Raw genomic sequence first — 23,696 nt, 5'->3', positions numbered from 1 at the left:
CGCCGCTGAAAAATGCAAAACGCCCCGGATGATCTCCGGGGCGTTTTGCTTTGTGCCGCAGCTTGCCTGCGCCGTTACTCTTCGGTGGCTTCGCCATCCTCATCGCCCTGATCGGCGATCCATGCGACGCTGACAACCTCTTCGCCCTTGCCGGTGTTGAACACCCGCACCCCGCCAGCGCTGCGCGAGCGGAATGAGATGCCGTCCACCGGTACGCGGATGGATTGACCTTTGGAGGTCGCCAGCATGATCTGATCGTCCATCTCAACCGGGAAGCTGGCAACGATTTCACCGCCGCGCATGGCCTTGTCCATGGCCGCCACACCCATGCCGCCACGCCCGCGTACGGGATAATCGTGGCTGGAGCTGAGCTTGCCCGCGCCTTCGGCCGTGATTGTCAGGATCAGGTTTTCAGAGGCTGACATTTCCGCATAGCGTTCCTGCGGGAGGGCCATGTTGGCATTGCCTTCCTCATCATCCGCGCCCTCATCGCCGTCAGCGATGCCCGCCATGGCGCGGCGCATCTTGAGGTAGGCGGCGCGTTCATCGGCATCCGCGTCAAAGTGGCGGATGATCGACATGGATACCACGCGGTCATCGCCGGTTAGTTTGATGCCCCGCACCCCGGTGGAATCGCGGCCCTTGAACACGCGCACATCGGTGGTTGGGAACCGGATCGCGCGGCCAGAGTTGGTGACCAACATCACGTCATCCTGTTCAGAGCAGATGCGTGCATTCACCAGGCTGACGCTGCCATCCTCAGGCAGTTTCATCGCAATCTTGCCGTTGGATTTCACATTGGTGAAATCCGACAGGGCGTTGCGGCGCGTGTCGCCTGCGGAGGTGGCAAAGACCACCTGCAAGTCGGCCCATTCCTCTTCGTCCCGGTCCACGGGCATGATTGCCGCGATGGAGACGCCGGTGGGGATGGGCAGGATGTTGACGATGGCCTTGCCCTTGGAGGTACGGCCCCCCTGCGGCAGACGCCATGTCTTGAGCTTGTAGACCATGCCATCGGTGGTGAAGAACAACAGCTGCGTATGGGTGTTGGCCACGAACAGCGTGGTCACCACATCGTCCTCTTTCAACGTCCCGCCAGACACGCCCTTGCCGCCGCGCTTTTGGCTGCGGAAGTCGATAAGCGGGGTGCGCTTGATGTAGCCGCCCGAGGTGACCGTCACCACCATGTCTTCGCGCGCGATGAGGTCTTCGTCCTCCATATCGCCAGACCAATCGACAATTTCAGTGCGGCGCGGCACGGCGAAGAGCTCTTTCACCTCAGCCAGTTCGCCTGAGATGATCGACATGATCCGTTCGCGCGACCCGAGGATTTCGAGGTATTCTTTGATCTTCTCCGCAAGCTCTTCCAGCTCATCCGTGACCTCTTTGACCCCGATTTGGGTGAGGCGCTGCAGGCGCAGTTCCAGGATGGCGCGGGCTTGCGTTTCAGACAGGTTGTAGGTGCCGTCATCGTTGGCGGTGTGGGTCGGATCATCAATCAGCGCGATGTAGGGCAGGATGTCCTGGGCGGGCCAGCGGCGGGTCATCAGCTTGCTGCGCGCCTCTGCGGCATCGGCGGAGGAGCGGATGGTTTGTACCACCTCGTCAATGTTGGTGACGGCCACGGCCAAACCACACAGGATGTGGCTGCGGTCGCGGGCCTTGCGCAGCAGATGTGCGGTGCGGCGGGCGACAACCTCTTCGCGGAAGTCGATGAAAGCGGTAAGGAAGCCGCGCAGCGTCAGCGTTTCTGGCCGGCCGCCGTTCAGGGCAAGCATGTTGCAGCCAAAAGAGGTCTGCATCGGGGTGAAACGGAAGAGCTGGTTCATCACCACCTCTGCCGTCGCGTCGCGCTTCAGCTCGACCACCACGCGCACGCCGTTGCGGTCGGATTCGTCCTGGACGTGGGCGATGCCTTCGATCTTTTTCTCGCGGGCCTGTTCGGCGATCTTTTCGATCATGGAGGCCTTGTTGACCTGATAAGGCACCTCATCAATCACGATGGCCCAACGGTCTTTGCGGATCTCTTCCACGCGGGTCTTTGCGCGCATGATCACACTGCCACGTCCCTCAAGGTAGGCTTTGCGCGCGCCGGTGCGGCCCAGCATGATGCCGCCCGTGGGGAAATCGGGACCCGGCACATATTCAATTAGCTGCTCAGATGTCAGATCCGGCTCCTCGATCAGGGCCAGACAGGCGTCAATCACTTCGCCCAGGTTGTGGGGCGGAATGTTCGTGGCCATGCCCACCGCAATGCCGCCCGCGCCATTGACCAACATGTTGGGAAAACGTGCGGGCAGGACGGTTGGTTCTTGGTCTTTGCCGTCGTAGTTTGGCTGGAAATCAACAGTTTCCATGTCGATGTCATTGAGCAGATAGGCGGCAGGCTTGGCCATCCGCACTTCGGTATAGCGCATCGCCGCCGGGTTATCGCCATCCATCGAGCCAAAGTTGCCCTGCGGGTCCAACAGCGGCAGCGACATGGAGAAATCCTGCGCCATGCGCACCAACGCATCATAGATCGCGGAATCGCCGTGGGGGTGATATTTACCCATGGCATCCGACACTGGCCGCACGGACTTGCGGTAGGCTTTGTCGTGGGTATTGCCGGCCTCGTGCATGCCGTAAAGGATGCGGCGGTGCACCGGCTTTAGCCCGTCGCGCAGGTCCGGGATTGCGCGGCTGACGATGACGGACATGGCGTAGTCCAGATAGGACGAGCGCATTTCCTCTTCGATGGTGACCGATGGCCCGTCGTAAACAGGCCGCTCAGGCGGCATTTCATCATCGTTTTCAGGAGTTTCTGGCGTGTCGTTCACGTGATCTGCTCAGCCTTTGGACGCATCTATATCTTGCGTTCAAATATAGCAGATTGCGCAGATCATGTGCAATGCCTGTGGCGGTCGCGCACCAATATTTCGCCGCTCCTGCTGCCAAACGCCTGTTTTGGTTGAAAAGTAATCCTTTTGTGACAGCCTGACCTTATGAGCCAAAAAGGGAGATCGAAATGACCCCAAGTGAAACTGAGCTGATGCTGAAAGGATACGGGCTGACCACGGCGGAGTTTTTCTATCACATGCCGGACTATACCCATGTGTTGAACAGCTACATCTGGCAAGACTATGATCTGGCCCCTGATCATCCAAAACTGTTTGAATTTGTTGAGTTTTGGCAGAAAGAAATCGAAGGGCCGCTGCATTCGGTCCGCTTTACACACCGCAAAATGATCTCACCGGGTGAGTGGCGCAACCAGGTGGGTGAGTTCACGCTGCACTAAGGGCTGTGGCCTTTGGTTAACGGTGGTTTCTAACGTGAGTGGCCTGCGGCTGCCGGTCGCGTGACGGCAACAGGCGCGCTGATCCGCGGCACCGCTTGCCAAGTGCCGCAACGTCCGGCGATTTTATGCGCGTCTTTTCCGGCTTGGCTGGCTATCCTGCCACGAAACGCAGGAGGAGTTGGCATGCAGCGCATATTGGTCGGACAGCACAAGATTAACGAAACGCAAATGGATGCGGTGGAAAGCGCGCCGCTGCAAGACGGGCAGGTGCGCGTCAAACTGGAGAGCTTTGCGCTGACCGCAAACAACATCAGCTATGCCGCATCGGGCTTTGCGGTGGGCTACTGGCAGTTTTTCCCCACCGGGGTTGAGGGGCAAGGCCTTGTGCCGGTCTGGGGTGTGGCCGCAGTCACGGAAAGCCGGTCCGCTGATCTGGCGGTGGGTACCCGGCTTTATGGGTTTTACCCGATGGCAGAAGAGCTGGTCATGCAGCCCAAAGTCTCGTCTCGGGGGCGGTGACGGACATGGCACCGCACCGGGTTGAGCTGCCAGCGGTCTATAACAAATACGCGCCCGTGGGTGCCAGCACGCCCGCACAGGATCACGTCCGCGCCCTGTTGCAGCCGCTGCTGGCGACGTCGTTCCTGCTTTCGGATTGGCTGGCGGACAATGACTATTTCGGTGCTGAGCAGGTGATCATCGGCAGCGCGTCCTCCAAGACGGGATTGGGATTGTGCAAATACCTTGCCGAACCTCAGCTGCGCAGCTACCGCATTGTTGGGCTGACCTCTGATCGGAACCGCGAATTTGTAGAAAACCTAAAGGCTTGCGATACGGTCTTAACCTACGATGAAATTGAAAAGCTGCAAGACGTGCCCTCTGTCTACGTGGACATGGCGGGCAATGCGCAAGTGAAAGCGGCCCTGCACACGCACCTTGGCGGGCAGCTGAAACACTCAGCAGCGGTGGGTATCAGCCATTGGGATCAGTTCAATCCCAAGCAGGAATATAGCGGCATCAAGCCCAAGTTCTTCTTTGCGCCCGCACAGATCGCCAAGCGCCGCGAGGAATGGGGGCCGGGGGTGATTGACCGCAAAGTTGAGGAAGCCTTTTGCGCCTCGCAACGGAGGCGTCAGACTGGATGGACGTGAAGGTACACGCAGGACTGAGCGCTGTGCCTGAGGTTTATGCCGCGTTGATTGACGGCTCGCTCAGCCCGCAAGAAGGGCATGTGATCCAGCTTTAGGCAGAACAGCTGGCGCCGCCCAGAACACAGAACTTGGCGCAATGGGGGTGGTTGAGAGCGACGTCTTTCTCTGCCTCCTCCAGCGTCTCGCCCAGCTCAAATTCCGGGCTATAGGGCAGCAGGGTGCAGGCCAGTACCGCGGGCTTGTCGGCACCTTTGCGTTTGACCACCATACGCGATGAGGCACACATCACCGCATCGGGAGATTTATCCAGAATGCCCCAGCAGGCGGTGGTGATCTCCGGCACCTCGATGCGTTCGTCCATTTCGGGAAAAAGGACCGTCATACCAGGGTCTTGCGCGTCGATGTCAAAGTTGTGCTGCGCAAAGAAAGCGGCATAGCCCGCGCGGCTGTCCGCTTCGCTGTCGCCAAAGACAGAGCGGCCCGCGATGGCCATGCGAAAGCCATTGTCGCGCAGCCATTGCATCCCTTCCAGGGTGCGTTCAAACGCGCCTTCGCCACGTTCTGCGTCATGCAGATCAGGGCGGTAGTGATCAACCGAGATGCGCAGCGTCAGCTTGCCAGGGTAGGCGGCGTTCAACCGCATCAGCCCCTCTTGGACGCGCTTGCGCATCATGGGCCGCATGGCATTTGTCAGGATCAACACCTCATACCCGCGCGCCAGCGATGCTTCGGTCATGGCGATCATTTCGGGGTTCATGAAAGGCTCACCGCCGGTGAATGCAATCTCACGGATGGGCCAGGCGCGCGCCTCGATCTGATCCAGATAACCCTCCACCTCGCTTTGCGTGATATAGACCAGCGCATCATTGGAAGGGCTCGACAGGATGTAGCAATTGACACATTCGATGTTGCACAAGGTGCCGGTGTTGAACCAAAGCGTCTCAGGATGGGTCAGCGCAACGGTTGCACGGTCTTCGCCCTTGGCTGTAACGCGGCTGTCCTGGAACTTGCCGACATTGGCCTTGGTGCCGCGCAGGTCCATGTCTTTCATGGTGAGATCCTTAAGATTGCCACTTGTTTCAACGCTTTGCTTGTAGTCAACTTTGCTACGGCAAAGCCGCGCACATGAAAAGCCCTTGGTGCGGTAAAAGCACGGGCTTGTGATGAGGGCGGATATGGCTATGGTAGCGCTAACATTTTGCAGTCACATGGACAGAAAAGCATGAATACCTTGCAAGACGGGTTACCACGTATGGTCTCTCGGGTCATTCCGGTGGAGCCATTCGATCTTGTGATCTTTGGCGGCACAGGCGATCTGGCGCGGCGCAAGATTTTGCCGGGCCTCTTTCGCCGGTTCTGCGCGGGCCAAATGCCCCCAGGCGCGCGGGTTATTGGTGCTGCGCGCACAGCACTTGATAGCGAAGGATACCGCCAGATGGTATCGGAGGCGATTGCCGAGTTTGGCGGTGATATCGGGCAAGACACCGAAAAACTCGCGGCGTTCCTCACCAATCTGTCCTACGTGGCCATTGACGCGCGCGGCGAAGAGGGCTGGGCAGAGTTGCAAAGCCTGATGGCCGGGGATGACCGGGTTGAGGCCTATTACTTTTCCGTCTCGCCCGCGCTCTTTGGCGATCTGGCAGAGCGGTTGCACCATTGGGGCATGGCAGGGCCTGAGGCGCGGATCGTGGTTGAAAAGCCCTTTGGCCGCGATCTGGCCACGGCCAAGGCGCTAAACGCGACGCTGGCGCAGCATTTTGACGAACAGCAGATCTACCGCATCGATCATTATCTGGGCAAAGAGACGGTGCAAAACCTAATGGCCGTCCGCTTTGGCAACATGCTTTTTGAGCCTTTGTGGAATGCGCAATATGTTGACCATATCCAGATCACGGTGGCCGAGACGGTGGGTGTCGGCGGGCGCGGGGAGTATTACGACAAATCCGGCGCGATGCGCGATATGGTGCAAAACCACCTGATGCAGCTTTTGTGCCTGATCGCGATGGAGCCGCCTGCGCGGTTTGATCCTGACGCGGTGCGCGATGAAAAGCTCAAAGTGATCCGTGCGCTGGATCCCGTGCTGCCCTACCACATTAGCCGTGGGCAATATGAGGCAGCGCCGGGCAACGAGGCCGAGCATCCAAGCTACCGCGATGCGGTGGGGGATCCGCGCTCAAAGACTGAGAGCTTTATCGCCATGAAGACCCACATCAGCAACTGGCGATGGGCAGGCACACCGTTTTATTTGCGCACGGGCAAGCGGATGTCTGCGCGCAGCTCTGAAATCTCGGTTGTGTTCAAAGAAACGCCGCATTCGATTTTCGCAGATGATGCAGGCCGGCACCGCAATGTGCTGTCGATCAAATTGCAACCCAACGAAGGTATTACGCTGGGCGTAACCATCAAAGAACCGGGGCCGGGCGGGATGCGTCTGATTGATGTGCCATTGGACATGACCTTTGCCGAAGCCCTGGGCGAGGACAGCGCGCAGGTCGATGCCTATGAACGGCTGATCATGGATGTGATCCGGGGCAATCAGACGCTGTTTATGCGTGGCGATGAGGTTGAGGCCGCCTGGGCCTGGACCGATCCCATCATCCAAGGCTGGGAAAGCCGGGGGGAAGTGCCCAAACCTTATGACAATGGCAGCGAGGGCACGACGGATTCCATTGAGTTGATGCGCAGAGATGGCCGCGAATGGCGAAAGGTAAGCCCATGAATATCGTAGAATATGCAGACCGCGAGATGCTGAACATGCAGGTGGCCAATGATTTGGCGGGTGAGCTGCGCAAATGTCTTGCGGTGCATGAAGTGGCGTCCTTTGCAGTGCCCGGCGGCTCAACACCGGGGCCGATTTTTGATTTGCTCAGTGCAGCAGATCTCGATTGGGGTAGGGTGCATGTCATGCTGACGGATGAACGCTGGGTCGGTGAGGACAATTCACATTCTAACGCGCGTTTGGTCAAAGAACGGATGTTGACGGGGCATGCCAAGGACGCGGTGTTCCTGCCATTCTACCGCGACGGTATGACGGCGACGCAGGGCGCTGCTGCCGTTTGCGACAGTTTGCAAGCTGAGCTGCCGATATCGCTTTTGATGCTGGGCATGGGGGCGGACATGCATACCGCATCGCTCTTTCCGGGGGGCGACGGTTTGGAGGGTGCATTGGCAAATGGGGCACCGCCGCTTTGCCGGGTCAAACCCGCCGCGCAAGATATGGAGCGTGTGACGCTCTCTGCCCCTGTTCTGAAGGGCGCGATGTCCACGCATTTGGTGATCTTTGGCGCAGAAAAGCGTGACGCGCTTGAGCGTGCCCTAAGCTTGCCACCAGAGGAGGCCCCGATTGGTGCCGTATTGGGCGCGGGCACCGTGCATTGGGCGGCATGATGGAGATGTGGGAGAACCTGAAAACCCGCCACGCAGCAATTGGCGACCGGCCTATTCTAGCGCTTTTTGAAGATGCGATGCGCGCGGATGACTTTTGTGTTGAGACCGCGCATATGCGGCTCGATTACGCCAAGACCAACATAGACCGCGACACCCGAGCGGATTTGATCCGTCTTGCCGAAGCTGCTGGCGTGGCTGAAAAACGCGATGCGATGTTCTTGGGGCAGCCGATCAACGATACCGAAGGCCGGGCGGTGCTGCATACCGCTTTGCGCAACCTTGATGGGGTGGACCCGGTGTTGGTGGACGGGCAGGATGTGCTGCCCGGCGTGCGCGCCACGCTGGCGCGGATGCGTGCCTTTGCCGATCAGGTGCGCGCCAGCGACATCACCGATGTGGTGAACATCGGGATCGGCGGCTCTGATCTGGGGCCTGCTATGGCGGTGGCCGCTTTGGTGCCCTATCACGACGGGCCGCGGTGCCACTTCGTGTCCAACGTGGACGGGGCGGATGTAGCAGACACGCTGGCGGGGTTGGATGCAAAAAAGACGCTGATCATCGTGGCCTCCAAGACCTTTACCACGATTGAGACCATGACCAATGCGCGCACCGCGCGGGCCTGGATGATGGATCATGGCGGTGATCCCAAGCGCCAATTCGCCGCCCTCAGCACGGCTGAGGACAAGACAGAGGCCTTTGGCATTGATGCAGGCCAGGTCTTTGGTTTTGAAGATTGGGTCGGCGGGCGCTATTCGATGTGGGGGCCGATTGGCCTCTCCCTAATGATAGCGATTGGGCCGCAGGCCTTTGACGCCTTCCTGCGCGGCGCGCAAGAGATGGACCGCCATTTCTGTGCCGCTGAGCCGCTTGAGAACATGCCATTGATGCACGCGCTTGTGGGCATCTGGCACAACCAGATCTGCGGTCATGCCACCCGTGCCGTGCTGCCCTATGATCAACGCCTGGCGCTGCTGCCTGCGTATTTTCAACAGCTTGAGATGGAATCTAACGGCAAACGGGTGCAGATGGACGGGTCCGAGGCCGCGCATCACACCGGGCCGGTGGTCTGGGGGGCGGCGGGGACCAACGGCCAGCATGCGTTTTATCAGTTGATCCACCAGGGCACGCGGGTGATCCCGTGTGAGTTCATGGTGGCGGCCAACGGGCATGAGCCTGAGCTGGCCCATCACCACCATCTGCTGATGGCCAATTGTCTGGCGCAGTCTGAGGCGTTGATGCAAGGGCGCTCTTTGATGCAGGCGCGGCGGATGATGGAGGAAAAGGGCTTTGCTGGGGATGAGCTTGAACGCCAAGCCCAGCACCGGGTGTTCCCGGGCAACCGCCCCTCAGTCACCCTGGTCTATGAACGGCTCGATCCGTTTATGCTGGGCCAGATCGTTGCCCTTTATGAACACCGGGTGTTTGTCGAAGGCGTGATCCTTGGCATCAACTCCTACGACCAATGGGGCGTCGAGTTGGGCAAAGAGCTGGCCACATCGCTACAGCCGGTGATCGAAGGGGCTGAGGCACCAGACGGCAAGGACGGCTCAACAGCCGCATTGGTGCGATACCTTCTGGCGCACCGGGATTAACGATACGTAAGAGCGGCTTACGCGCCGCTCTTCATGTCGTAGGTGATCCACATCGTCCGGTCAGCGACCTTATCGTATACGCCGCGCCCGCGGTAATTGTCATCTGCTGTGATCCAACGCACCACAGGCCAGCCGTTTTCGCGCGCCACCGCGCCCACGGCCGCAATCAGCGCATCTGCAGCGCCTGAGCCGCGTGCGCTTGGATCGACAAAAAGGTCATCCAAAAAGCAATTGGTCACCGCTTTCAGGCAACTGACAAACGGGCGATAATGGGTGAGGCCAATGATTTTGCCGCTGGCATCTTCGGCCACAAAACCGTTGCTGCCATGCGCTGGGTCCATCAGCCAGCCCCATACCGTATCACGCATCTGAGGCGTCTGATCGACTTTATAGAACGTGGCATAGCCCTGATAAAGCGCATCCCAGGCAGCGCGGTCTTTTTCGGTAACGGGGCGAATGGTCAGGGACATGGGCTATTTCTCCTCTGATGCGCCATCGATGTCGATGAACCGCTGGCGTACGGCGTCTGACAGCGGCTGTTTGCCACTGCCGTCTTGGGTCAGCTGCACCAAAACGCAATCGTAGGTCGCGCGCAATGTCCCACCTGCCCAAAGCTGCTGGGTCAGGGCGTAAGAGTTGGTGCGGAAACTGGCGCAGGCGCAGGTGACGACATAATCCTCATCCATGCGCAATTCCTGCCGGTAGTGGATGGTGCCTGAGCGGATCACGATCCGGGGGTTGGCCGGATTGGAGCCATAATCGGAGATCCCCCAATCCTGGCTATAGCGAATGCGCAGGCGTTCAAACCATTCCATATAAACCGCGTTATTGACGTGGTTCAGAACGTCCAGCTCTGAAAACCGCACGCGGTCCGCCATGGCAAGCGGCTGCACCGGGTCAATGCCCAGGACGGCCTGTTGGGCGGGGCTGAGTGGGGTATGATAGACCAATGCCATGTCAAAATCCTCTCTTGTTGGCGCGCCACGGTCGCGCCGTCCTGCGTGCTTGCAAGAGGTGGCGGCATTGGTCAAGCTGCGGTTCACCGTTTTGAGGAGGACCCCATGCTTGGCCAGATGATGTCGCAGCCCTTGCTGATCTCAAGCTTGATCGCACATGCGCAAAAATACCATTCAACAACACAGGTGTATTCGGTCAACACTGAGGGCGGCACCGAAACCACCACGTGGGGCAATATCGGAGCGAACGCGCGGCGTCTGGCCTCTGCCTTGGTGGGGTTGGGGCTGGCACCGCAAACGCGCTGCGCCACCATCGCCTGGAACAACCGGCGACATCTGGAAATCTATTTTGGTGCAGCCAGTGGTGGCTTTGTCTGTCACACCATCAATCCGCGTCTGTTCCCCGAACAACTGGTCTATATCCTCAATCATGCTGAGGACAAAATTCTGTTCATCGACAGCACTTTCGTCCCCCTTGTCGCCAGCATCCGCGACCAGCTTCCCCATCTGGACCATATCGTGTTGATGGAGCCGGAGGTGGGCGAGGCCGAAAAGCAGCTGCCTGGCATTGTCGCCTTTGAGGATCTGCTGGCGCAGGGCGATCCTGACTTTGACTGGCCCATCTTTGATGAACAGACAGCTTCAAGTCTTTGTTATACCTCAGGAACCACGGGAAACCCCAAGGGCGTGCTTTATTCGCATCGCTCAACCTTGCTGCATGCTTTTGGCGTCAATGTGCCGGATGCGATCGGCTTTTCAGCGTCTGATGTGGTTTTGCCAGTTGTGCCTATGTTTCACGTCAACGCACTGGGGCTCACCCTATTCTTGCGCGATGTCGGGGTCTTCGATGGTGATGCCTGGACCGGGCCTTGACGGTCCTTCGTTGGTGCGGTTGATCGAGGACTACCAGGTGACGCTTGCGATGGGCGTGCCCACGATTTGGCAAGGTCTGTTGGCTGAGGCAAGAAAGAGCGGATCAAAGCTCACTAGCCTCAAAAGAACAGTTGTCGGCGGTTCGGCCTGTCCGCCGTCCATGATCGCCGACTTCCGCGAGGAATTTGACATTGATACCATCCATGGCTGGGGCATGACGGAAATGTCGCCGCTTGGCACCGCCAACCAGCCGCTGGCAAAGCATGCAAAACTGCCCCTCGCAGAACAGCACAAGATGCGGGAAAATCAGGGGCGTCCGGTCTTTGGGGTTGAGCTTGAGATCCTGGGAGAAGACGGCAAGCCGCTGCCGCATGACGGTGTGGCGCAGGGCGATTTGGTGACGCGGGGGCATTGGATCCTTGATGCTTATTTCAAGAAAACCCGTGATGAGACATTGCGGGATGGTTGGTTTGACACCGGCGATGTCGCGACCATGGACCCTGATGGTTATGTCACGATCAAAGATCGCTCCAAGGACATCATCAAATCAGGTGGTGAATGGATCAGCTCAGTTGAGCTGGAAAACATCGCAATTGCGCACCCCAAGCTTGCGGATGCGGCGGTGATCGGGGTGCCGCACCAGAAATGGGACGAACGCCCGCTTTTGGTGGCGGTGAAAGCCGAAGGCGAGGATCCCTCAGAGGCGGAGCTGTTGGCGTTTTTTGATGGCAAGATCGCGAAATGGCAGGTGCCGGACAAGGTTGTGTATCTCGACGCGCTGCCGCGAAATGCCACTGGCAAAGTGTTGAAGCGCGATTTGCAGGGAGACTTTTGCCGATGTGTTGTTGGGTTAGGGTGGTGTTTGAGAGGTTGGTTTTAGATAGGCCGATAAAAATCTGAAATGGCGTTGTTTCATTAAGAGACGCTCGCCGTGCTTACCCCGTCAGCTGCGCCAAATACTTCGATGCCCGCGACATAACTGATTTGCGCCCATCCGATTGCAGTCTTTCCAGATGAGGCAATAAAAACGCTTTCAGCTCAGGCTCGTCCGCAGCCCAACTGCTGAGTGTTTGCATCGTGTTGTTCAGCACGATCCAATCTTCATGTTGGGCCAAGTTGCGTTTCATGATGCCAAGGGCTGCTGCCTCTTGCTGCGCGCTCATGTCCGGTCGGAGTTTGTCGAAGAGAATGGCAAGCGTCCACTGCGCTGATGGCTGATCCAGCGCGCCAATCTCGGTGATGAAAAGGTCAATATAGGGCACCAGCAAGTCATGGCGCACCGCCTCTATACGGCGCATGGCGTTTGATGTGCGCAGGCGGACAACTTCGTTGGTGCTGCGGTAGGTGGCAAAGAGTTCTGCAAAAAGGTTCGTTTCAGCCAGGACCATATCCACAACCTCAATCGTGCGCCCCAGTGAATTTGGGTGCCCGCCGCGCAGCATGTCCTCCAACGCGCCGCTCACGCGCGCCACCGCGCGAGGCGGGGTATGCCACGGGTAAAGAGCCAGGCCATGACCTTTGGCGTGCCCGAGCGCATGAGCGCTTCCATGCATTCTTGCTGAAATTCGGCAACGCTGACGTCAGGATGGCGGAATGCGCCGTCGGCGTAGCAGATGGAACAATAGCGCGTGCTTGGCGTGCCATCGGCCTCTGATCCGCCGCCTTTGGGATCCTTTGACAGTGGCATACCGCAGCTTTGACAGGTGTTTGCCATGGGGTTTCTCCTGTGTGCAGGGCGCAGGGGCTTGACCTGCGCTGTGCCTACCATCAAACTGCAAACCATAGACCATAGTCAACGGTTTTAAGCCATGCGCATCGGTGAACTTGCAAAACGATCTGAGATGAGCCGGGATACGATCCGTTTTTATGAACGGCATGGGTTGATCCGGTCAGAACAGGATCCGGACGCCGTCAACAATTACCGGATCTACCCTGAGGATGCGGTGCTGACGCTTGAGATCATCCGCGACGCGCAGGCCGCCGGGCTGAGCATTGCCGATATCATCATCTTTGTTGGCCAGTTCCTGTCTCAAGATCCTGATGCGGCGGGCGGCGATGCCTTTCTGGAGGAAAAGATCGCCGAAATCTCATCCCGGATCACGGCCAGCCAGCGCTTTCTTGAGATGCTCATCACCACGAAAGAGGCGCTGGCAAAGGCGCCGCAGGACGGTCTGGATGAAATGGAGGCTGGAGCGGGTAACGGGAATCGAACCCGTAACTAAAGCTTGGGAAGCTGCCGTGATACCTTTTCACCATACCCGCACGCTGAGTTTGGGATAGGATGGTGCACCGGTGAGGTCAAGCGGCTTTGCGGGCCGTAAAGATGTTGATCAGCGCCGGGATGCGCAAGCCTTCAGGCGTTTCAAAGCTACGCAAGGCGTCGGCTAGGGCGGTGACCAGCTCAACGCGCATCTCAGGCGTCGCTTCAAAATGGGTCAGGATGCGGTGGGCTGATCCGATGTCACACAAGACATCGGCAACATCCTCAGCCTGTCCGGGTGGCGTCAGCTGCATCGAAATATCCTGGCCGGATATGTCTTGCAGGCCAGCTTGCTCCAGAATCTCTGTCACCCGCGAGATATCGCGAAAGGCAAAGGGGCCGGGGCCGTCGGGGTCCACTTTGGGGACCGGACCAAAGAGCGACGTCGCGGTTCGTGCGGGCAGGGTGAAATAGGGATTTTCCGGGATCGCCCCCCAGCTGGCAAAGGTAACCTGCGCACCAAGGCGCAGCGCAGTCGCCATATTGGCGAAAGCCGCGGTGGGATCCTCAAAAAACATCACGCCGAAACGTGAGATTAGGCTGTCAAACTTGCCGCTCTCAAACGAATGGGTCTGGGCATCCGCCTTGAGGAACGCGGCGTTGGGCGTCTGGGCCGCGACGTCTGTTGCTTTGGCGAGCAAGCTTTCTGAAATGTCGACCCCCTGTGCCAGTGCCATCAGGCCCCACCAGCTTTGCCGCAGCGATGGTGCTGGTGCCCGCGCCGCAGCCGATGTCCATCACCTGCATGCCCGGTTTCAGGTCCGCCGCGTCCAGTACCGCTGTCAACACAGGGGCCAGCGTGTGGTCCATCGCTTGCATTCGGGCAACCCAATAGGGGCCGGCATTGTCGGACCAATAGGTCTGCTGATCAGCGTTCGTCCCGCTCATGCCCGCCGACGCCTGCGGCGCCGCCAGAGGCACCGTCTGCGCCTTCAGCACCGGTGTTAAAGGTCTGACCCGGCAGAGTGACAATGCTGTTCAAAATCGGGAAGGGTTCCACCGCGTTGGGAATGGCTGAGGCGTTCACGAAATGCTCCTGAAAGCGGGGCTCAATCGCGGTCTCAATCTTGTGGATGGCGCGCACGGTGGCCTCAATCTCGCCCCGCGCTTCGGTGTTCAGAAGCGCGATGCGCGCGCCCGTGCCTGCCGCGTTGCCCGCGGAGGTGACCTTGTCCAGATCGCAATCGGGGATCATGCCCAGCACCATGGCGTGTTTGGTAGAGATATGCGCGCCAAAGGCCCCGGCAAGCACCACGCGGTCCACCTGATCAACGCCGAACTTGTCCATCAACAACCGCGCGCCGGAATAGAGCGCGGCTTTGGCCATCTGGATCTCGCGGATATCGCGGTTGGTGACGGTGATCTTGGGCCCACCGGCCTCCGTGCCGTCATAGACCAGGTAGGAATTGGTGCGCCCATCGGCAAAGACATTGGCCGATCCGGTTTGTTCGGCCGTCCCGATCAGGCCCGGGGCGTCCACAATGCCGCGGATGCGCATCTCAGCCACCATCTCAATGATGCCAGAGCCGCAGATGCCGGTCACGCCCGTAGTCGCAATCGCCTCGGCGAAACCATCCTCATCAGACCACAGGTCCGAGCCGATCACCTTAAAGCGCGGCACCTTGGTGGCGGGATCAATCTCCACCCGCTCAATCGCGCCGGGGGCGGCACGTTGGCCGGATGAGATCTGTGCGCCCTCAAAGGCGGGGCCGGTTGGCGAGGAGCAGGCCAGCACCTTATCCTTATTGCCCAACAGGATTTCCGCGTTGGTGCCCACATCGACGACCAGAACAAGATCTTCGGATTTGTCAGGGGCCTCTGACAGGGCCACGGCGGCGGCATCGGCACCGACATGGCCCGCAATGCAGGGCAGCATATAGACATGGGCAGAGGGGTGGATGTTGAGATCAAGATCCGAGGCGCGCAGGCGCATCTCATTTGAGGTGGCCAGGGCAAAGGGCGCCTGACCCAGCTCAAAGGGATCAATGCCCAAAAAGAGGTGGTGCATCACCGGGTTGCAGACAAAGACCGCGTCCACGATGAGCTGTTTGTCGATCTCCGCTTCCGTGGCGATCTGGCTGAAGAGGCCGTTCATGCCTTCGCGCACCGCATCCGTCATCTCATCGGCACCCGAGGCGTTCATCATGGAATAGCTGACCCGGCTCATCAGGTCTTCGCCAAAGCGGATCTGCGGGTTCATCACCCCGGATGAGGCGACAACCTCACCGGTGAGCAGATCACATAGATGCGCCGCGATGGTGGTGGAGCCTAGATCAACCGCAAGGCCATAAAGCGTGCCCTCATAATACCCCGGCCAGATGTGCATGATCCGGTGCGGGTTTTCCGCGTCACCCAGATGCACGGCCACCGTGACCTTCCAAGATCCCTTGCGCAGGATCGGCTGCATCTTTTGCAAGATGCCCAGATCGGCTGACACGTTGTCAAAGCCCCATTGGGTTTTCAGCGCGTCTTGCAAGCGCTCAAAATCGCCCGAAGGGTCGTGCATGTCAGGCTCTGCCACTTCAACGTAGTACAGCTTGGTGGAGGGGTTGAGCACGATGTCGCGCGCCTCAGCCCGTTTGCGGACAACCTGTTTGTGCACCTGGCTTTCGGCGGGCACGTCGATCACCACATCGCCCTGCACGGTGGCCTGACAGCCCAAGCGGCGGCCAGGTTTCAGGCCGCGCTTTTCTTCATAGCGCTGCTCAACCGCGTTCCAGGGCGACAGCGCGTCATCGGCCACGGTCACGCCGTGTTTGGAAAACTCACCATAGCTCGGTGTGATCTGGCATTTTGAGCAGATCCCGCGCCCGCCACAGACCGAGTCGAGATCAACTCCCAACTGCCGCGCCGCTGTCAAAATCGGCGTGCCCAGCGGGAAATGCCCGCGTTTGCCAGAGGGGTGAAAATGACCAGGGGTTCGCTCATGAAGGCCTGCCTTTACCAATTTGGCTGCAACATATCTTCCCCAGCGCCGAGGGAAAGCCAAGGAACGTCATTTCAGGGCCTGAACCCGCCTTTTGCACCGCCGGGCTGCCCATCTCGTGCGCGCATCTGGGCGATGCGACAACCACTTAGGCCGCGTTCACAGCTGGCTGCGGGCGTGGAAGATAAACCCCAGAAAATTCAGCAAAACTTGGGCCGCCAGGATGGAAGTAGACCCGGTGGGGTCATAATCGGGTGCCACCTCTACCAGATCAATGCCCACAATCTCATGACGCTCGGCGGCCATCTGCAAAAGCTCGACCACTTCGTAATACAGAAACCCGCCATGCGACGGCGTGCCCGTGCCCGGCGCGATGGAGGGGCAGAAAGCATCAATGTCGATGGTCACATAAAGCCGCGCGCCTGCGGGGACGTGGCCCAACACCTCGCGCGGCCCCATCTCGCGGGCTTGGCGCACGGAAATGATGTCAGAGCCCATGGCGCGGGCATCGTCATATCCTTCTTTGGCGGTGGAGCTGACATTTCGGATGCCCACCTGGGTCAGGCCGGTCACATACTCCTGCTCAGCCGCGCGGCGCATCGGGTTGCCGTGGCCGTGGCGCACCCCGTGGCGGACGTCTACGAAGTCCAGATGCGCGTCGATTTGCAGGATGTGTATGTCGCCTTGGCCCTCAAACGCGCGGATGCAGGGGATGTTGACCGAATGATCGCCGCCGATGACCACGGGCAGCGCACCCGCCTCTAGGATTGCGCGCACGCCTGCTTCAATATTGGCATGGCTGCCTTCGGTGTCTGTGTGGATGATGTCGGCATCGCCAATGTCCACGATGTTCACACTGCCCGGCAAATAGGTCACGTCATCTTCGTGATCGTACGCGCCGGCATGGCCAAAGCTGAACAGGGTCGATGCCTCGCGCACCCCGCGCGGGCCAAAGCGCGCGCCTGAGCGCCACTGCGTGCCTGCATCAAAAGGCGCGCCCAAGATGGCCACATCTGCATCAAGCTGGCTCCAATCCGCCACATAGGGGCGTTTGCCAAAGGTTGAGATCCCCACAAAGGGCAGGTTCAACCGCCCCGCGTCGTAGCCATGATCTGCCATAATCACTCCCTCTTTTGCGCAGCTATCCAGAAAGGACGCGCCAATACAAGCATGCGAAGGGATTGCCCCTTTCCATCGTGCGCGGAGCATGAGATAGGGACGTGCCAAATGAACCCATGCAGCGAGGTGCGATGATGGAGATTCGTGAGGCTCTTACCTTTGATGATGTTCTGTTGGTGCCTGGGGCATCATCTGTCTTGCCAGCCACGGCAGATCCCCGGACGCGGGTCACCCGTTCCATTGACCTTAATATCCCACTTCTCAGCTCAGCCATGGACACGGTGACCGAAGGCCGCATGGCCATTGCCATGGCCCAGGCGGGGGGCATGGGTGTGGTGCATCGGAACCTGACGATTGATGAGCAAGCCCGCGAAGTGCGCCGGGTGAAACGCTTTGAAAGCGGCATCGTCTATAACCCCATCACGCTGACACCGGACCAGACCTTGGCCGATGCCAAAGCGCTGCAAGAACGCTACCGGGTCACCGGTTTCCCGGTTGTGGATGCAGACGGCCGCGTGCTGGGTATTGTGACCAACCGCGACATGCGCTTTGCCAGCGACGATGACACGCCGGTGAAGGTCATGATGACCTCAGATGATCTGGCCATCCTGCATGAGCCTGCGGACCGGGCAGAGGCCATCAGCCTGATGAAGGCGCGCCGGATCGAAAAGCTTTTGGTGACAGACAGCGCGGGCAAGCTGACGGGGTTGTTGACGCTGAAAGACAGCGAGCAGGCCGTGCTGAACCCGACCGCCTGCAAGGATGCGTTGGGCCGTCTGCGCGTGGCGGCTGCGACGACTGTGGGAGACGCGGGTTTTGAACGCTCAGAGGCGCTGGTGGATGCAGGGGCCGATATGATCGTGATTGATACCGCCCATGGCCACTCAGAAGGGGTTGCCGCAGCGGTGGAGCGGGCCAAGAAGCTCAGCAACGAAGTCCAGGTCGTGGCCGGCAACGTGGCCACCGCCGAAGCCACCCGTGCGCTGATTGATGCAGGTGCGGATGCGATCAAAGTGGGCATCGGTCCTGGCTCCATCTGTACCACCCGCATGGTGGCCGGTGTGGGCGTGCCCCAGCTGACCGCGATCATGGATTGCGCAGCGGCGGCGGGTGATGTCCCGGTGATTGCCGATGGCGGGATCAAGTTTTCAGGCGATTTTGCCAAGGCCATCGCGGCTGGTGCGTCTTGTGCCATGGTCGGCTCAATGATTGCAGGCACGGATGAAAGCCCCGGAGAAGTCATTCTATATCAGGGCCGTAGCTTCAAAAGCTACCGTGGTATGGGATCGCTGGGTGCGATGGCGCGCGGATCTGCAGACCGGTATTTCCAAAAGGATGCCGCCAGCGACAAGTTGGTGCCCGAAGGCATCGAAGGCCAGGTGCCCTACAAAGGCAGTGCAGGCACGGTGATCCACCAACTTGTTGGCGGTCTGCGCGCGGCTATGGGGTATACAGGATGCGCGACCGTTGATGAGATGCGGCGCAACTGCAAATTCGTCAAAATCACGGGTGCGGGGCTGAAAGAAAGCCATGTGCACGACGTACAGATCACGCGGGAAAGCCCGAACTACCGGATTGGATAGCGATATTTATCAATATCTTGTGCGGCAATCTTAAACAAATAGGTGAAGAATGACGCCAGGTGCACGGGTTGCTGCGGCAATTGGGCTTTTGCAAGAGATCGACGATGGGTTGGCCGCTGAACAGGCGCTGACCCGTTGGGCCAGACGCAGCCGTTTTGCCGGGTCCAAAGACCGTGCTGCGATCCGGGATCATGTCTTTGATGTGCTGCGGTGCTTCCGGTCAGCGGCCCATGCGGGCGGCGCTGAAACGCCGCGCGCCCGGATGGCCGGGCTGTTGGCGTTGCAAGGGCAGGATCTGCCTGCGCTCTTTTCCGGCGATGGTCATGCGCCTGCACCGCTGGGGGCGGACGAGGCACCCCACCTTGAGGCCTCAGAGGATCTGGGGGCGCGTTGGGATTTGCCCGATTGGCTGGTGCCTCTGTTTCAAGACAGCCTTGGCGACGATGCGGAGCGCACGGCCATCGCACTGCGCGCGCGCGCCCCTGTGCCCCTCCGGGTCAACGTGCAGCGGACAGATCTGCAGCAGGCGCGGGCGTCTTTGGCCCAGGACGGGGTGGCCGCTCAGGAAAATCCGCTTTGCCCCACAGCCCTTACCGTGACGGAGGGGAGCCGAAAGATCCGCCAATCGACAGCATATGTTGCCGGTCTGGTCGAACTGCAGGATGCCGCCAGCCAAGCCGTTGTGGCCGCGGTACCCGCAGGCGAAAAGGTCTTGGACTACTGCGCCGGTGGGGGCGGAAAGGCGCTGGCGCTGGCGGCGCAGCCTGACCGCGCGGTTTTTGCCCATGATCATGCCCCTGAGCGCATGCGCGATTTGCCGGCCCGCGCCGCGCGTGCCCAGGTGACTGTCACGCAGGTTGATCGTAACACCTTGAGATCACTCGCACCTTTTGACGTGGTGCTCTGCGATGTACCCTGTTCCGGCGCGGGATCCTGGCGGCGCGCACCGCAGGGCAAATGGCAGCTGACGCCGGATCGCCTGACGGAGTTGGAAGGCATCCAAGACCAGATCCTTGAGGATTGCGCGGATTTGCTCAGTGCCGAGGGCACGCTGGTCTATGCGACCTGTTCGGTGCTGAGGTGCGAAAACGAGGCGCGGATCGCGGCCTTTCTGGAGCGGCACCCTGAATGGCACTGCGGGTTCGAACGCCGGTATTCGGTGACGGCGGACGGCGATGGGTTCTATACTGCACACTTGACGCGGCAGTAGCATCTCGTGCATGCAATTAATGCGTGCATTCCTTTAGCGGTTAAATCTGCATTAACCACTCTTGCGCGACATAGGGACACAAACGCGTAAATTGGGAGTTCTTGGTGCAGGAAACCGCCTCGACCCAGGGGCTGATGCAGCCGTTGGGCCGTATCAAGCAAAAGCCGGTGATATGGATCCTGTCTTTGGGCCTGCTTTTGGCGTGCCTTGCCTTTGCCGCGCCTGAACGGAATGCCGTTTTGGCGTTGAGCACGGCGGCCGCAACGCTGCTTTTTGTGGGCCTGGCACTGGCCCTTCGCCGGACCCGGCGCGCGAGCAAACAGCGCGCTGATCTGACCCTTTTGCGCGACATGATCCGGCGCGACGCCACGCCCAGTCTGATCGCGGATCGCAATGGCCGGATTTTTGGCACCAATCCGGCAGCGGCTGAGCGTTATGACATCAAATTAATGCCCACCTTAGCAGGCGTTCTGAAACACAACATCGCCAACCCGGCAGCTCTTATTCGGCGTTTGCAAGGCAAGGCCGCGCAGGTGGGTGGCGCGCAGGAAGATGTCTTTACCCGCAAAGGCCATATGCGTGTCAGCGTGCATGAGGTTCACACGGACCTGTGCATCTGGCGCATTGAGGTCATCGCGGACCGGGACGCGCCGCAAACCACCTATGACGGCCAGCAGTTGCCGATGATCATGGTCGGCCGCAATGACGCGATCCTCTATATGAATGATGCCGCGCGGGCCCTTGTTGGCGCGCGGATCAAATCCCTTGACCGGCTCTTTGCGGCGCTGCCTGTGCCGCTTGGCGTGCGCACCGCGCTGTCCACCAAATCGGGCAGCTGCGATGTGCTTGTTGCGGAAGTGGATGCGGGGGCAGGGCGGCGCGCGCTCTATCTGCTGCCCGCCCCTGAAACATCCGCCACCGCGCTGGGGGAACAGGGGTGGGAAGCGTTCCAGAACCTGCCCGTGCCCTTGATCAAACTGGCACCAGACGGGGCAGTGCAATCGTTCAACAAGATCGCGGCAAAGCTGGTTGGCGTTGGCCTGCGTGAAGGCGCGCATGTGCATGAGGTCATGGAGGGGCTTGGCCGGGCTATCTCGGACTGGATCAACGACACGTTAGAAGACCGGGGCGTTCAGAAGTCAGAGTTTCTGCGGCTTAAACGCAGTGACAAAGAGGTGTTTGTTCAGGTCGTGCTCAGCCGGGTGGAAACAGCCGAGGGGCCTGCGTTGTTGGCAGTTTTGCACGACGCGACGGAGTTGAAGACGCTGGAGGCCAAGTTCGTTCAAAGCCAGAAAATGCAGGCCATTGGCCAATTGGCCGGCGGTGTGGCGCATGATTTTAACAACCTTCTGACGGCGATTTCGGGACACTGCGATCTGCTGCTGCTGCGCCACGATCAAAGCGATCCTGACTATAGCGATTTGGTCCAGATCAATCAGAACGCCAACAGGGCGGCCTCCCTTGTTGGGCAGCTGTTGGCATTCTCACGCAAACAAACGTTACGGCTGCAAACCATTGATTTGCGTGACACGCTGGCCGATCTGACCCATCTGCTGAACCGTTTGGTTGGCGAACGCATCACCCTCACGCTCAGCCATGACCCGCTGTTAAAACCCGTGCGCGCGGACAAGCGCCAGCTGGAACAGGTGCTGATGAACCTCGTGGTCAACGCCCGCGATGCCCTGCCTGCGGGGGGACAAATTCGCGTCACAACGGAGGCGGTGACACTGGAAGAACCGATTGAGCGTGACCGCGTGATCGTCCCCGCCGGTGCCTATGCCACCGTTGTGGTCAGCGATGATGGCACAGGCATCCCTGCGGATAAGCTGCAAAAGGTGTTTGAGCCTTTCTATACCACCAAAAAGACGGGCGAGGGCACGGGCCTTGGTCTGTCAACAGCATATGGCATCATCAAGCAGACCAGTGGTTTCATCTTTGTCGATTCCCGGGAAGGCAAGGGGACGACCTTCACCATTTACCTGCCGGTCTATGAAACCAAACCTGCCAAATCCGCTAAGGTGGTGGCCCCTCAGGCCATGATCGAAACCCCGCGCGAGGATGGCGTGATCCTTCTGGTCGAAGACGAAGCGCCCGTGCGCGCCTTTGCCAGCCGGGCGCTGCGGTTGCGCGGGTATACCGTGCTGGAGGCGGAATCTGCCGAGGCGGCGTTAAAGACGCTTGAGGATGGCGCGCTGAACATTGATGTCTTTGTCACAGACGTGGTGATGCCGGGCATGGACGGGCCGACATGGGTGCGGCAGGCCCTAAAAGAGCGTCCGGATGTCCGCGTGGTATTCGTGTCCGGCTATGCTGAAGAGAGCTTTGGCCAGCAGCAGACCGAGATCCCGAATTCGGTGTTTCTGCCCAAACCCTTTTCACTCGCCGATCTGACAATGACGGTGCAAAGCCAGTTGCACTGACCTGCGCTGGTCCGTGGGTGTTGCGGCGCGCAAGGTTGGATCAGGTTGTTCGTAGGGTGCGGGGCACTGGCTGGATGAGGATGTAAAGACGTGCATTTGTCTGACAGCGCGTTGTTCTTCGCGCAGTTACCTTAGGTAGTTCTGCGCGGCCCGCGGGGGCTGCACGCCTTAACCTCATAGTGCCAACCGTTCAGGGGATTGAGGCGTAGAGGTCAAACTCCTCCGCACATTTGCGGCGAAAGCGGCGTTCTACGTCCGGTGACAAGGTGAGCGCCATCTGGGGCGAGACGTTCTCTTGGCCCAGCGATAGTTTGACCTCCAAACGCTCCTCCAGAAACGCTTGCAGCCGCCCCTGATCTTCGTAGCGGAAGGCGTGGGTGATGCCGGTGCCGTTGGGCTGGGTCTTCATGAACTGAAACTGGCTGCCCACGTCCGCAAAGCCGGGCTTGTTGCCTTTCATATAGGCCAGCACAAAGTCATCAAAGCTGATCCCGTGGGTGCTGTTGGCTTGGCCCTTCATAAAGGGGCGCTGGCGGTAGCGATACCAGCTGCCCAGCCACGAGATGGGTTCGCGCATCACGGCCATCAGCTCCATCTCAGCGCCGCAGACCTTGTCGAACATCGGCCGAATGAATCGGTTATAGCGATAAACTGGCGCATGTTTCAGGGGCGGCGGATCCGTGATCACCATATCGGCCCGGTTCGCCAATGCCTTTTGATAGGCTGTGGTGCCGGTTTTGGGCACCGCCAAAAAGGCCAGACGTTCTTTAAAGAAAACAAGCATTTGGCGGCCAATCCTATTTGGTTTCGCAAGCAATGTGCCTGCGTAAACTACTTCTTAACCCTGCTGGGCAAAAGATGGGATCGAAAGAATTTTATTGAAATGTTCTCATTTTGGTCCCATACGGAACATTAGAAGAACATAAATAGGCCACTGGTGAG

21 protein-coding genes, 1 tRNA gene and 2 pseudogenes are annotated in these 23,696 nt (G+C 59.5%); 12 read left to right on the top strand and 12 right to left on the bottom strand.

Translation table 11 applies throughout. From position 1 onward, the window contains the following. Window positions 1-74: 74 nt before the first annotated feature. Window positions 75-2,780, bottom strand: a complete 2,706-nt coding sequence (gene gyrA / locus ACZ1HM_RS11860; RefSeq protein WP_472744611.1) for a DNA gyrase subunit A — start codon at window positions 2,778-2,780, stop codon at window positions 75-77. A 227-nt stretch (window positions 2,781-3,007) separates the two neighbouring features. On the opposite strand from gyrA, the gene ACZ1HM_RS11855 reads away from it, so the two are divergent. The 3 genes from ACZ1HM_RS11855 to ACZ1HM_RS11845 all read left to right on the top strand — a co-directional run bounded on the left by ACZ1HM_RS11855 (window position 3,008) and on the right by ACZ1HM_RS11845 (window position 4,428). After that, window positions 3,008-3,277, top strand: coding sequence for an usg protein (locus tag ACZ1HM_RS11855; protein ID WP_472742953.1), 270 nt, complete (start codon window positions 3,008-3,010; stop codon window positions 3,275-3,277). Between the two features lie 183 nt (window positions 3,278-3,460). Continuing rightward, window positions 3,461-3,796: a DUF2855 family protein gene (locus ACZ1HM_RS11850; RefSeq protein WP_472742952.1), complete on the top strand. Its 336-nt coding sequence runs from the start codon at window positions 3,461-3,463 to the stop codon at window positions 3,794-3,796. Window positions 3,797-3,801: 5 nt separating this feature from the next. Further along, window positions 3,802-4,428 (top strand): DUF2855 family protein, encoded by a 627-nt coding sequence (locus ACZ1HM_RS11845; RefSeq protein ID WP_472742951.1) that lies wholly within the window; start codon window positions 3,802-3,804, stop codon window positions 4,426-4,428. Between the two features lie 91 nt (window positions 4,429-4,519). Here the strand turns inward: ACZ1HM_RS11845 and ACZ1HM_RS11840 are convergent, their stop codons facing one another. Then, the gene (locus tag ACZ1HM_RS11840) at window positions 4,520-5,479 is read right to left on the bottom strand and encodes a radical SAM protein (RefSeq protein ID WP_472742950.1); all 960 of its coding nucleotides are present in this window, start codon (window positions 5,477-5,479) and stop codon (window positions 4,520-4,522) included. Between the two features lie 201 nt (window positions 5,480-5,680). Here ACZ1HM_RS11840 and zwf point away from each other — a divergent pair, with 201 nt between their 5' ends. Genes zwf through pgi form a run of 3 tightly spaced genes read left to right on the top strand, consistent with a single transcriptional unit; the run spans window position 5,681 to window position 9,407 of the window. Beyond that, entirely contained in the window at window positions 5,681-7,147 is a 1,467-nt protein-coding gene (gene zwf, locus ACZ1HM_RS11835; protein ID WP_472744610.1) for a glucose-6-phosphate dehydrogenase, read from the top strand. Continuing rightward, the gene (pgl, locus tag ACZ1HM_RS11830) at window positions 7,144-7,815 is read left to right on the top strand and encodes a 6-phosphogluconolactonase (RefSeq protein ID WP_472742949.1); all 672 of its coding nucleotides are present in this window, start codon (window positions 7,144-7,146) and stop codon (window positions 7,813-7,815) included. Before zwf ends, pgl begins: the two co-directional genes overlap by 4 nt. A gap of 5 nt (window positions 7,816-7,820) precedes the next feature. Further along, window positions 7,821-9,407, top strand: a complete 1,587-nt coding sequence (pgi, locus tag ACZ1HM_RS11825; RefSeq protein WP_472742948.1) for a glucose-6-phosphate isomerase — start codon at window positions 7,821-7,823, stop codon at window positions 9,405-9,407. Between the two features lie 17 nt (window positions 9,408-9,424). On the opposite strand, the gene ACZ1HM_RS11820 is transcribed toward pgi, so the two are convergent. Both ACZ1HM_RS11820 and ACZ1HM_RS11815 read right to left on the bottom strand, forming a co-directional pair. Next, window positions 9,425-9,877 carry a GNAT family N-acetyltransferase gene (locus ACZ1HM_RS11820; protein WP_472742947.1) on the bottom strand — a complete coding sequence of 151 codons (453 nt, stop codon included), beginning with the start codon at window positions 9,875-9,877 and terminating at the stop codon, window positions 9,425-9,427. 3 nt (window positions 9,878-9,880) lie between these two features. Then, window positions 9,881-10,363, bottom strand: coding sequence for an acyl-CoA thioesterase (locus ACZ1HM_RS11815; RefSeq protein ID WP_472742946.1), 483 nt, complete (start codon window positions 10,361-10,363; stop codon window positions 9,881-9,883). On the opposite strand from ACZ1HM_RS11815, the pseudogene ACZ1HM_RS11810 reads away from it, so the two are divergent. Continuing rightward, window positions 10,346-11,609, top strand: a pseudogene (locus ACZ1HM_RS11810) (AMP-binding protein); the annotation flags it as partial. The gene ACZ1HM_RS11815 and the pseudogene ACZ1HM_RS11810 sit on opposite strands and share 18 nt — an antisense overlap. A 120-nt stretch (window positions 11,610-11,729) precedes the next feature. Then, window positions 11,730-12,116, top strand: a complete 387-nt coding sequence (locus tag ACZ1HM_RS11805; protein ID WP_472744609.1) for an AMP-binding enzyme — start codon at window positions 11,730-11,732, stop codon at window positions 12,114-12,116. A gap of 55 nt (window positions 12,117-12,171) precedes the next feature. Here ACZ1HM_RS11805 and ACZ1HM_RS11800 read toward each other — a convergent pair whose 3' ends face one another. Together ACZ1HM_RS11800 and ACZ1HM_RS11795 are read right to left on the bottom strand one after the other, a co-directional pair. Next, entirely contained in the window at window positions 12,172-12,699 is a 528-nt protein-coding gene (locus ACZ1HM_RS11800) for a hypothetical protein (protein WP_472742945.1), read from the bottom strand. Beyond that, window positions 12,696-12,950, bottom strand: coding sequence for a zinc ribbon domain-containing protein (locus ACZ1HM_RS11795; RefSeq protein ID WP_472742944.1), 255 nt, complete (start codon window positions 12,948-12,950; stop codon window positions 12,696-12,698). Before ACZ1HM_RS11795 ends, ACZ1HM_RS11800 begins: the two co-directional genes overlap by 4 nt. 94 nt (window positions 12,951-13,044) lie before the next feature. On the opposite strand from ACZ1HM_RS11795, the gene ACZ1HM_RS11790 reads away from it, so the two are divergent. Continuing rightward, window positions 13,045-13,458, top strand: a complete 414-nt coding sequence (locus ACZ1HM_RS11790) for a MerR family transcriptional regulator (protein WP_472742943.1) — start codon at window positions 13,045-13,047, stop codon at window positions 13,456-13,458. On the opposite strand, the gene ACZ1HM_RS11785 is transcribed toward ACZ1HM_RS11790, so the two are convergent. The 5 genes and pseudogenes from ACZ1HM_RS11785 to speB all read right to left on the bottom strand — a co-directional run bounded on the left by ACZ1HM_RS11785 (window position 13,425) and on the right by speB (window position 17,541). After that, a tRNA-Gly gene (locus tag ACZ1HM_RS11785) sits at window positions 13,425-13,498 on the bottom strand. The two genes, ACZ1HM_RS11790 and ACZ1HM_RS11785, sit on opposite strands and share 34 nt — an antisense overlap. A gap of 36 nt (window positions 13,499-13,534) precedes the next feature. Then, window positions 13,535-14,173 (bottom strand): class I SAM-dependent methyltransferase, encoded by a 639-nt coding sequence (locus tag ACZ1HM_RS11780; protein ID WP_472742942.1) that lies wholly within the window; start codon window positions 14,171-14,173, stop codon window positions 13,535-13,537. Further along, window positions 14,055-14,306, bottom strand: coding sequence for an SAM-dependent methyltransferase (locus ACZ1HM_RS11775; RefSeq protein ID WP_472744608.1), 252 nt, complete (start codon window positions 14,304-14,306; stop codon window positions 14,055-14,057). Before ACZ1HM_RS11775 ends, ACZ1HM_RS11780 begins: the two co-directional genes overlap by 119 nt. Window positions 14,307-14,380: 74 nt before the next feature. After that, a pseudogene (locus ACZ1HM_RS11770) lies at window positions 14,381-16,424 on the bottom strand (ASKHA domain-containing protein). A gap of 157 nt (window positions 16,425-16,581) precedes the next feature. Then, window positions 16,582-17,541, bottom strand: a complete 960-nt coding sequence (speB, locus tag ACZ1HM_RS11765) for an agmatinase (protein WP_472742941.1) — start codon at window positions 17,539-17,541, stop codon at window positions 16,582-16,584. Window positions 17,542-17,675: 134 nt separating this feature from the next. On the opposite strand from speB, the gene guaB reads away from it, so the two are divergent. From guaB to ACZ1HM_RS11750, 3 genes are all read left to right on the top strand, one after another. Continuing rightward, entirely contained in the window at window positions 17,676-19,124 is a 1,449-nt protein-coding gene (gene guaB / locus ACZ1HM_RS11760) for an IMP dehydrogenase (protein WP_472744607.1), read from the top strand. A 49-nt stretch (window positions 19,125-19,173) separates the two neighbouring features. Continuing rightward, window positions 19,174-20,334 carry an RsmB/NOP family class I SAM-dependent RNA methyltransferase gene (locus ACZ1HM_RS11755; RefSeq protein ID WP_472742940.1) on the top strand — a complete coding sequence of 387 codons (1,161 nt, stop codon included), beginning with the start codon at window positions 19,174-19,176 and terminating at the stop codon, window positions 20,332-20,334. Between the two features lie 134 nt (window positions 20,335-20,468). Further along, window positions 20,469-22,754, top strand: a complete 2,286-nt coding sequence (locus ACZ1HM_RS11750; protein WP_472744606.1) for a hybrid sensor histidine kinase/response regulator — start codon at window positions 20,469-20,471, stop codon at window positions 22,752-22,754. Window positions 22,755-22,944: 190 nt separating this feature from the next. Here ACZ1HM_RS11750 and ACZ1HM_RS11745 read toward each other — a convergent pair whose 3' ends face one another. Next, window positions 22,945-23,538: a gamma-glutamyl kinase gene (locus ACZ1HM_RS11745; protein WP_472742939.1), complete on the bottom strand. Its 594-nt coding sequence runs from the start codon at window positions 23,536-23,538 to the stop codon at window positions 22,945-22,947. Between the last annotated feature and the right edge of the window lie 158 nt (window positions 23,539-23,696).

It is taken from the genome of Sulfitobacter sp. GN1-4 (assembly GCF_055693825.1).
This window is presented reverse-complemented; position numbering and strand designations above follow the sequence as displayed.